Raw genomic sequence first — 9,937 nt, forward strand, 5'->3', positions numbered from 1 at the left:
AATAGCGGTACCCATGATTGACCCGACGACAACGATTGATTATTAGGCAATTTTAGTTGAAGAATTGTGCGGACATGATTTTTTTACCTTGTCTGCAGCCCTTATGGCTGTAGTGCTTCAGAGTTCATCGGGAATTGCTGCAAGCGTTAAGATCTAATTATGTAGTATCGCAGTTTTCGAAAACTATGAGTGGTTCAACGCGATCCTCTGTTGGCATGGAGGTACTCAGAAAACTGAGTATTGCAATGCCAGAAGAAGGTGGTGCTCAAAAGAATATTGCACAGGCTCTAGTAAATATGGATGCAGATCTATTAAATCTTGCAAGCAGGTTATCTAAACACCAAAAACTCAAACAAGGCATGATGCAAAACCTGCTCACCGGCACCGTCCGCCTCGTTTAACCAACCCTTACCCCCTTCAACCACCGGCAGCACACTATCCACACCCTGCCGGTACTTCCCCCTATTTTCAAGGAGAACGCCATGGCTGGCTCCGGTACTGTGACCAAACCCGAACGGGCCACCCAAAACCGGGTGGTGAAAACCCTGTTTCAGGATCAACTGGGTTATCACTATCTGGACGACTGGGAAGACCGCCCCAATAACAGCAATGTGGAAGAAACCCGGTTAACAGGCTTTCTGGCGGGCAAAGGCTACACCAGCGCAGCCATCAGCCGGGCGGTCACCCAACTGCAAGCCGCCGCCAGCGAACAGAGCAAAAGCCTCTACCAAAGCAATAAGGCTTTTTATGAGCTGCTCCGTTTCGGCGTCAAGGTAAAAACGGACGCAGGCAATCTTACCGAAACCGTCCAGGTGATTGACTGGCACAACCCCGAAGACAACGACTTTGCCATTGCCGAAGAGGTCACCGTCTTTGGTGAACGGGAAAAACGCCCGGATGTGGTGCTCTACGTCAACGGGATTGCCGTGGCGGTGCTGGAGCTGAAAAACAGCCGTGAATCCGTGGGCAAAGCCATACGACAGAGCAATACCAATCAGCGGGATGATTTTATCCGCTCCTTTTTCAATACCGTCCAGTTTGTCTTTGCCGGTAACGATTCGGAGGGTTTGCAATACGGCACCATCCTGACGCCGGAAAAGTTCTTTCTCACCTGGAAAGAGGACGAGGCGGACAACAGCGGTTACAAGCTGGATAAATACCTGGGCAAACTGTGCGAGAAACGGCGGTTTATTGAGCTACTGTACGACTTTGTACTGTTTGATGGCGGCATCAAAAAACTGCCACGGGTGCATCAATACTTTGGGGTAAAAGCGGCACAGGAACATATCCGTCGGCGGGAAGGCGGGATTATCTGGCACACCCAGGGCAGTGGCAAAAGTATCACCATGGTGTTGCTGGCCAAGTGGATTCTGGAGAACAAGCCCGATGCCCGGGTACTGCTGATTACTGACCGGGTGGAACTGAACGACCAGATTGAGCGGGTGTTTACCGATGCCGGTGAAACCATCTCCACCACCAGCAGTGGCCGTGATTTGATGTCCCAGCTTGGCCAGGCCAAGCCCCGGCTGATCTGCTCGCTGGTGCATAAGTTCGGTCGCCGGGAGGTGGATGACCTGGATGCCTATATCAAAGAACTGGGCAAGCAAGAGCGTCACGCTGTGGGGGATATCTACGTGTTTGTGGATGAGTGCCATCGTACCCAGAGTGGCAGTTTGCACCGGCTGATGAAGGCGATTCTGCCCGGTGCGCTGTTTATTGGTTTTACCGGAACGCCGTTGCTGAAAAAGGATAAAGCCACCAGCCTTGAGGTGTTTGGCAAATACATTCACACCTATAAGTTCAACGAAGCGGTGGAAGACGGCGTGGTGCTGGATTTGGTCTATGAGGCCCGGGATATTGACCAGCGGATTCAATCTCAGGACAAGGTTGATGCCTGGTTTGATGCTAAAACCCGGGGTCTCAATGATTTCCAGAAAGCCGAGCTGAAAAAGAAATGGGGTACGATGCAGAATGTATACAGCGCGAAAAATCGAATGCGCATCGTGGTGAATGATATTCTGCTGGATTTTAGTACCAAGCAACGACTCAGCTCACAAGCCGGTAATGCGATTCTGGTGGCATCCAGTATTTATGAGGCGTGTAAGTATTATCAGCTGTTTCAGGAGCATGATTTAAGAGGTAAGTGTGCGGTAGTTACCTCCTATAACCCGCAAACCAAAGATATAGCCACAGAAGGCACCGGCAATAATACCGAGACGGATAAAGAGTTTGTCTTCCGGGTGTATGAGCAGCTGCTTAAGGATATAAAACCGGATGCGGGCAAGACCAGGACCGAAACCTACGAATCCAGGGTAAAGGCGCTGTTCACCAAAGAACCGGCCAATATGAAGCTGCTGATTGTGGTGGATAAGCTGCTGACCGGTTTTGATGCACCCAGCTGTACGTATCTTTATATTGATAAATCCATGCAGGATCACGGGCTGTTTCAGGCGATCTGCCGGGTGAACCGACTGGATACGGAAGATAAGATCAACGGCTATATCATTGACTACAAAGACCTGTTTAATAAGGTGGGCAAGGCGGTTGCCGTTTATACCAGTGAGCTGGATTACGACGACTTTAAGGAAGAGGATTGTGAGATTCTGCTCAAGCAGCGGCTGGAAGAAGGTCGAGAGCGGCTGGACAATGCCCTGGAAGCCATTGATATGCTGTGTGAGCCGGTGCCACCACCCAGGGGGGATCTGGAGTTTATCCATTACTTCTGTGGTAATAGCGAGATGGCGGCAGACCTCAAGGCAAAAGAACCGCTGCGGGCTTCGCTCTATAAATCGACGGTGGCGCTGATCCGGGCTTATGCCAATATTGCCGATGAACTGGTGGCTGCGGGTTATACCGCTGAGCGGATTGAGCAGATTAAAGAGCGGCTGGATTTTTATGTGAAGCTGCGGGAGCTGATTCGCCGTTCCAGCAATGAGGTGATTGACCTTAAAGCCTATGAAGCGGATATGCGTCACCTGATTGATACTTATATTCAGGCGGATGATTCGGTGGAGATTTCCCCGTTCAAGGATACGCCGCTGATTGACGTGATTGTGCGAAGTGGTATGGCCGAGGCGATCCGGACAGAATTGGGGCGGATGAAGGGCAATCAACAGGCGGTGTCGGAAGCCATTGAAAATAACGTGCGCAGCCGCATTATCGAGAGCCAGCTGAATGACCCGGCCTATTTTGACAAGATGTCTACACTGCTTGATGAGCTGATTCGCCAGCGCAAGCAGAATGCCATTGAGTACGAAAAGTATCTGAAGGAAATTGCCGAGCTGGCGAACAAAGTCGTGACCGGGCAAAAGGATGATATGCCTGCGGCGTTGGATACTCCGGCGAAGCGTATGCTCTACAATAACCTGGGTGAAGATGAAGCGTTGGTGTTACAGGTCGATGCCGCCGTTAGAGCCAATCTGATGGATGACTGGCGTGGGGATGAGGCCAAGGAGAGCTATATACTCAATGCGCTCTATGAGATTCTGCAAGATGAGGACGAAACGTTTCGTGTTTTCAATCTTATCTCTAATCAGCAAGAGTATTTATCAGGAGCCTGAATGCCCGAAATGACGTTAGGAGGTATTGATATTGAAGTGGTGCAAAAGAATATCAAAAATGTTCACCTGAGCGTTTTGCCACCGGAAGGTCAGGTTCGGGTTTCTGCCCCGCTGCATATCGATCAGGAGACCTTGCGGGCCTATATCATCACCAAACTGCCCTGGATCAGAAAGCAGCAGCAGAAACTGCAAGCCCAGGTGCGGGAAACGCCACGGGATATGGTGGGTGGTGAAAGCCACTACTTCAACGGGCAACGTTATTTATTGGAGGTTGTCGAACGAAACTCGATGCCAGAGGTGGATCTAGGCCACCATACGATCACGCTGTCTGTGCGCCCCGGCACAGACCCGGATAAGCGACTGGCGATTTTGCGGGAATGGTACCGGGCAAAGCTGAAGGAGCGGCTGCCGCCGATTATTGAACACTACGAAAAACTGATGGGTGTGAAGGTTGCCGAGTTTGGGGTTAAGCAGATGAAAACCAAATGGGGTACCTGTAACCCTGCTGCGGGCCGGATTTGGGTGAATCTGGAATTGGCGAAAAAACCGGCATCGTGTCTGGAATATATTGTGGTGCATGAGATGGTGCATTTGCTTGAGCCTTCTCATAACAAGCGGTTTAAATCGTTGATGGAGCAATATATGCCGAACTGGCGGGGTTGTCGGGATGAGTTGAATAGTTTGCCGGTGCGGTATGAGGATTGGGGGTATTGATGTCTCTGGCCTGTTATGTCATGGCCGGTAGAAGTCTTGTTTATTATGTCGAAAATTGAAAATCCGGTGCCCCGCGCGATACCTTCCAAAGTAAATTAAAGCAGGTTTGGAGATATGGCGCTGATGTTAAAAAAACGGAAGATCATACTCGTATTATTAAAACCCTTGAAAATATCTGTAACTGGATAAAGGTGCAGCGTTAATGAATCTCTATAGCTGGCTGGATGCCGAACGACTGCTGGCATCCAATACTCAGAATTTTACCTATTTCCCAGAGGGTATCGCGGATATCCGCGCTTACAGTGAAGCGATTGAAATAGACCTTGTCGGTGATAATCAAACCATTGCCCTTGATTTTATAAAAAACGTATTTGGCAATAACTGGCAGGCTGATGAACATAAGATAGAGCTGGCTTATGGCCCACAAAGCTCGATGGATGTTGAAATCATCACGCAGTGTGAAGAACAGGGCGAACGTCACCCAAGACCGCTTTGGAAAGATCTTGGTTATGAGGCCGCAACACAAGTACTGCCCAAAACCCCTGAACCTTTCGAGGGTCAGTGCAAAGTCGCAGCCTTTCACTCCTTTAAAGGCGGCGTGGGCCGTACCACTTCCTTGTTGACATGGTTCAAGGCGCTTCAGGTGAATTTCCACCGTGACAGCAAGCATAAGAGATTAAAAGTATTGCTTGTCGATGCTGATCTTGAGGCACCGGGGCTGACGTATTTGTTCAAGGACAGCGATAAGCCGGATGTTTCATGGATTCAATTTTTGGAAGCCAGTCACTATCCGGCGGTTGATGAGTCAGAAATGGTAGCCTCCTTCGCTAAAGAGCTTGATCGCTACACGAAAAGCGAAGCCGGGTTTGAGTACTGCTTGCTTCCTGCGTTTTCGAGCACCAGTGAATCGGGCATGGCTCAACTAATGAACATTTCTGTACGACCAGAACACCTGGCCCGATCTTATGAACAGCCCTGGCGTTGTACCGATATGCTGCAAAAGCTGGGTAATCAACTCCAGGCAGATATCATCCTGATTGACCTGAGAGCCGGACTCAGTGAACTTTCCAGCCCGCTGCTGTTTGACCCAAGAGTTGAACGTTTCGTGGTGACTACGTTGGCTGAGCAAGCGATTATGGGTACGGAATTTATTTTGAATCGCCTGACTTCCCTGGCGAATAATCAAGAGTGGCAAAAACAGTTTGGTGAAAAGACCTTAGACCCTCGCGTCATCACAACCTTTATCAATGAAGAGTTCAAAAAAACGGATCAATACAAAGTTGGTCTTGAGCGGTTGAACGCCGCTTATATGCCTGATAAATACGCTGAAGATAACACTAATGCCATCGACGGCCTTGAGATTATTGAAGGTGAGTTCAGCTCTCAACTCTTAAATCTGGGAACACTGGACAGTGCACTTTCGGTCATAGAAAATGCCAGCCCTTTGCTCAATGAAGGGCTGAACTGGGCCAGAGACTTCTTTGATTCTGAGAACCAGAAACCAACTCAAAAAACTGATGCCTACGCTTGTGGGGGAGAAGATAGTCCGGCAAACAAACTTTACGAATTAAGCGCCCAGCTGGTTTATGCCGAGCAGGGTAAAACGGATAAATTGCTGTTAACGACACCTCTGCGCAACCTTGCACAGCGACACGCCAGCAGCTTGCCGCAGATTGTTTCGATTGGTGCCAAAGGTTCCGGTAAAACATTTAACTACATTCAGCTATGTCGGCGTGGAAACTGGAAGAAATTTCTGGAAGAAGCAGAAATCAATGTTGATCGAAATCAGTCCTCTCGGTTAACAAGCACGTTTATTCTACCCTTTACTCATTCAAAAAATACGGTCGATGATGCTGAAGATGCAATAAGTCAAGCTCGACTTTCTTTCTACAAAAAAGCAGGTGCACAAGACTCATTTAAACAGAGCAAGTTCATACGCATTAAAGATGCTGCCTTGCGAAACCCGACAACAGACTGGCTGGCATTTTGGGAAAAAAATATTATCGACCTTCATAACCTGGGAGGTCAGATCACTGATTTTGAAGCCTTGAACGAGGAGATGAAAAAACAGGAACTCCAGACCATTGTCGTTATTGATGGTATCGAAGATCTATTCCCGGAGGTCGGAGGCTCTGAACAAGAAGCACTGGCTGTAAAAAATCTGCTTGAACTGCCCAATCGGTTACGTGAAATACGCAATTGCGCTATCGGTATTGTCATCTTTATTCGTGAAGATTATGTGGAAGCGGTCACGGCACAGAATCTTGGCCAATTTGTCGAACGTTATGAACCTTACCAGCTGCAATGGGATGCGGATGCGTTTCTACGACTGGTTTACTGGACTTGCGGGCAGGCTGGTTTAACGTTTGCACAAGACCCCGTTGCCAATCTGACAACCCGTGAAATATCGGTAAAACTCCATGTATTGTGGGGTTTGAAACTAGGTAGCCCTTCATCCCGGGAGGCTTACTCTGTGCGCTGGGTTTATGCGGCGTTGTGTGATCTGAAGGGACGTTTACAGGCAAGGGACGTTGTCCGCTTTTTAAAATATGCCAGTAAAAAAACTCGTGATTCAAGCAGCGTAAGCCAATTGACGGATCGCGTTTTAATGCCTCAGGCTATGCGCAATGCTATGAATGAATGCAGTTTGGAAAAAGTTGAGGAAGCGAAAAAGGAACTGGCGGTTTTAGGTGATTGGATTAAAAAATTGGCTAATATTGAGCCTGATAAGAAAACAATTCCATTTTCGGCGAAAGCTATTGACGCCAGCATGGAACAGCTTGAGAAATTGATCGAGTATGGAATTGTCTATGAAGATAAAAAAATTACTGAACCCCATCGTTACTATCTGCCAGAGTCTTATCGACAAGGGTTGGGATTCACCATGTCTAAAGGTGGTCGGCCCAAAGTTCAGGCTATGCTGAAGGACTCTCTGGGCAAAATTCCGGTTGATCCATGAAGAATCAGGGATAGTCAACACCCTTCTATGCTGTAGTGCTCTATCAAATCTCTACTACCTGCTGCGCCAAGTCTGGCGCAGTCCCCATTATCTCTCCATCCTGAATAAACGCCTTCACACCAACGTTCACAAACTCCACCTTAACTACTAATCACCGAACCATCCCGAAAACCCGGGTCGCGAACCGGGGTCGGGTCTTGATTCTTGATCTGATCGTCTTACACTTTCGCTTCGTACTGCGCCAAATTTGGCGCAGCTCCTTTTATTTCCCTCCCTGAACAAAAGCCTTTAGACTAACTCCCACTGACTCCCCTTTCACGGTAATAATCGAACCATCCTGAGGATCTGCCTGACTGGTGCCATTACCGTTATTGGCGGTGATGCCAGCCAAAACTTCCACTCCTCCAAGTATCAATGCCTTGAACTGCTGCAGGATATTTATGTAGTTGACAGATTCTCCAAAACCCTTGCCAATCAATAATGATCAAGCCGGTAAAGCTCCATGAGAAGCTATCAATATCCAGGCTAATTTCCATTGAGGGTAATTCTATCGGTGTCCGGGCAGGCAAAACGACAGTGGTAATTATGTTCATTAGCAGATAACTCTCCCTGATCTCTGGCTGTTCCGGCTCCGGCTTTTCCACAATAACCGGGTCTGTCTCGCCGCCATAGTTGCCGGTAATGCTCTCATCCTTGGCTTTCTGGCCGAAGCCCCACGGCAGGATAACCGGCTGATCCTCGGCTCTGTTTTTCTGGAAGGCAAAGCGCCGCTTGCTATCCCTTGGCTGAATAACCTTGGCATCAACTGATCGTCCCATTCGGAAATAAACAGCAGGTGTGGTTTCGGGCGGATAGGGAATGCCAGCAAAGCGGAAGTTAAGGAGGCTCGGTATCAGGTAGCCAAGCTTCTCTATCTGATGAGCAGGACTGAACTCATCCACTCGCCGGAAACTGCTGATCTGGTTGCTGTCTCTTACTAAAGTTCGGTTCCAGAGAATACGATCTTTCTCATCCTTTGCCTGAATGGAATGATCCCATCGCTGCGACTTATGACCATCTATGTTAACAGCCTGCTGCCAACGCCCGTCAGCTGTCGCCTCTTTTTTCAGGCTGTCGCTATGACTGAAACTGACCTGAGCTTCCTTTTTAGCCACTGCCCCCCAAAATAGCCCAAAAGGTGAGGCTTCTACAGACCTTGCCTGCCGACTACTTTGTGACCGGGAAGAGCTGATAGGCCGACTGGTGGAATAAGCCGCCGCTCTTTGCTGCTGTCGGCCAACGGCTTTTTTCCAGTTACCCTGATAAAACCGGATAACTGAAGGTGGCGGAACAAAGGCATATCTTGCTATCGGATAAAAGCCAAAGTCAGCACCCGGCTTATATGCATCAAGACCGAAAGCGAAATCAACCGGAGCTGTAATTACATAAGCCATAAATTATTGATTTGGGATAATAGTAGGATTAACAGGCCCATGGGCTAGTGGTCGACTGAATGGCTTTGCCTTGAACTTTGCAGTGCCTACACTTTAGTTCTGATTAATACATTATTTAAAAATACTTCAAAATAATTTTTGTCTTCAGACAAAGAGAATCGCTTCCTGACAAGAAGAGAGTTCCAGCCTTTTGCTTAAAGTTTTTCACTGCCATCAGTCAGCATCCCCCCGGATCTGTAGCTTGCTGGTAAAAATAATCGCCCACTTGCCATAAATAGCCCCCTTGTTGGTCGCTTCTACCGGGTAGTTGATGGTGTTGTATTGGGCAGTTGTCTGGTCTCTAACCCGGTCATCCGTCCACTTTGGATCGCCGCTATCCCATACTTTCTGGCTAAAAAAGTTTTTCACTCTCGCCTGAAGATCGCCATAGACCACCGCACTGCTGACCGAGGTTTCGCCTGCGGGCAAATCCCATGGCACCGGGGAGATGTCACCATTGATCTGCACATCGATCAATACACTCATGTGCTCCACCCGATCCTTGATGCTATAGGGTGCCGATAGCGGGCTACTGTCAGCATCAATCAGGCTCAACGGCTCGGCAAAGGTCACGGTTCCTGCCTCCCGGTCACTGGTATACTGGTCAGGAGACAAATACTTACCATTAGCATCAATAATGGTAATGTCTGCCTGATGATCTCGGGTAAGGTTTACCACTTGGCCTGCCGTTGGTGTACCAATATCGGTGGTTGCCGAATGACTTATAACCACAATATCCCCGGCTCGATAGATGGGAACCTTGCCATCGGGAGGCAAACGCACCGGGTCAAGGCCGATCAGTTCAGCATCGAGCGGCAGGCTGGTTTCCACCACGCAGTTGTAACGAACGCTTTGCGGGATGACGTAGATTGGCTTCTTTTCAGGAGAGTTTCCATCAGTAAACTCAATCTCGCACCAGCCAGTCGTAACGTCAATGTTTCCTGCCACCTCTGAAGTTTTGAAGTCGCCATTAAAGTCAGCTGTCGCAGTAATGACATCCCCGGTATCCACCCGCACTGCCGTTAGCTGCAAGCTGCCCTGTCGAACAGGAGCACCGGGAGTACGGAAAGCCACCGCATTTATGCCAAAGCCGACCCCGATGGTGGCCGCTGCCTGAATGGTGGCCGTATTGACGGTGCCAGATGGGTAGCTGGCCAGTGTCGCCAGCCCGCCGCTGTAATCGACCCTGCCAACCTGAACACCGGCATTGGTTTCTGTGCTCAGGTTTTTAT

7 protein-coding genes are annotated in these 9,937 nt (G+C 49.0%); 4 read left to right on the top strand and 3 right to left on the bottom strand.

The features are described from left to right. Positions 1-245: 245 nt before the first annotated feature. The 4 genes from ACO6VE_RS23020 (at position 246) to ACO6VE_RS23035 (ending at position 7,233) form a co-directional block, all read left to right on the top strand. A complete protein-coding gene (locus ACO6VE_RS23020; protein WP_422463705.1) occupies positions 246-401 on the top strand; it encodes a hypothetical protein in 156 nt (51 codons plus the stop codon). Positions 402-482: 81 nt separating this feature from the next. Beyond that, positions 483-3,560 carry a type I restriction endonuclease subunit R gene (locus ACO6VE_RS23025; RefSeq protein WP_422463707.1) on the top strand — a complete coding sequence of 1,026 codons (3,078 nt, stop codon included), beginning with the start codon at positions 483-485 and terminating at the stop codon, positions 3,558-3,560. Next, on the top strand, positions 3,561-4,274 hold the full coding sequence (locus tag ACO6VE_RS23030; protein WP_422463709.1) for a M48 family metallopeptidase: 714 nt from the start codon (positions 3,561-3,563) through the stop codon (positions 4,272-4,274). Positions 4,275-4,476: 202 nt separating this feature from the next. Continuing rightward, positions 4,477-7,233 (top strand): KGGVGR-motif variant AAA ATPase, encoded by a 2,757-nt coding sequence (locus tag ACO6VE_RS23035; RefSeq protein ID WP_422463711.1) that lies wholly within the window; start codon positions 4,477-4,479, stop codon positions 7,231-7,233. 262 nt (positions 7,234-7,495) lie between these two features. Here ACO6VE_RS23035 and ACO6VE_RS23040 read toward each other — a convergent pair whose 3' ends face one another. The 3 genes from ACO6VE_RS23040 to ACO6VE_RS23050 all read right to left on the bottom strand — a co-directional run. Next, positions 7,496-7,624: a hypothetical protein gene (locus tag ACO6VE_RS23040; protein WP_422445537.1), complete on the bottom strand. Its 129-nt coding sequence runs from the start codon at positions 7,622-7,624 to the stop codon at positions 7,496-7,498. Then, positions 7,602-8,666 (bottom strand): hypothetical protein, encoded by a 1,065-nt coding sequence (locus tag ACO6VE_RS23045; protein WP_422463713.1) that lies wholly within the window; start codon positions 8,664-8,666, stop codon positions 7,602-7,604. Before ACO6VE_RS23045 ends, ACO6VE_RS23040 begins: the two co-directional genes overlap by 23 nt. Positions 8,667-8,879: 213 nt before the next feature. Next, positions 8,880-9,937, bottom strand: a 1,058-nt coding sequence (locus ACO6VE_RS23050; RefSeq protein WP_422463715.1) for a hypothetical protein, incomplete at its 5' end; no start/stop codon positions are given.

The sequence above is a fragment of the Endozoicomonas sp. ALB115 genome (assembly GCF_049310245.1).
In the GTDB taxonomy this organism is placed as follows: Bacteria; Pseudomonadota; Gammaproteobacteria; order Pseudomonadales; family Endozoicomonadaceae; genus Endozoicomonas.

Coding starts and splice junctions, on each gene's coding strand:
- ACO6VE_RS23020 (WP_422463705.1), top strand. CDS start 246: ATGCCAGAAGAAGGTGGTGCTCAAAAGAATATTGCACAGGCTCTAGTA.
- ACO6VE_RS23025 (WP_422463707.1), top strand. CDS start 483: ATGGCTGGCTCCGGTACTGTGACCAAACCCGAACGGGCCACCCAAAAC.
- ACO6VE_RS23030 (WP_422463709.1), top strand. CDS start 3,561: ATGCCCGAAATGACGTTAGGAGGTATTGATATTGAAGTGGTGCAAAAG.
- ACO6VE_RS23035 (WP_422463711.1), top strand. CDS start 4,477: ATGAATCTCTATAGCTGGCTGGATGCCGAACGACTGCTGGCATCCAAT.
- ACO6VE_RS23045 (WP_422463713.1), bottom strand. CDS start 8,666: ATGGCTTATGTAATTACAGCTCCGGTTGATTTCGCTTTCGGTCTTGAT.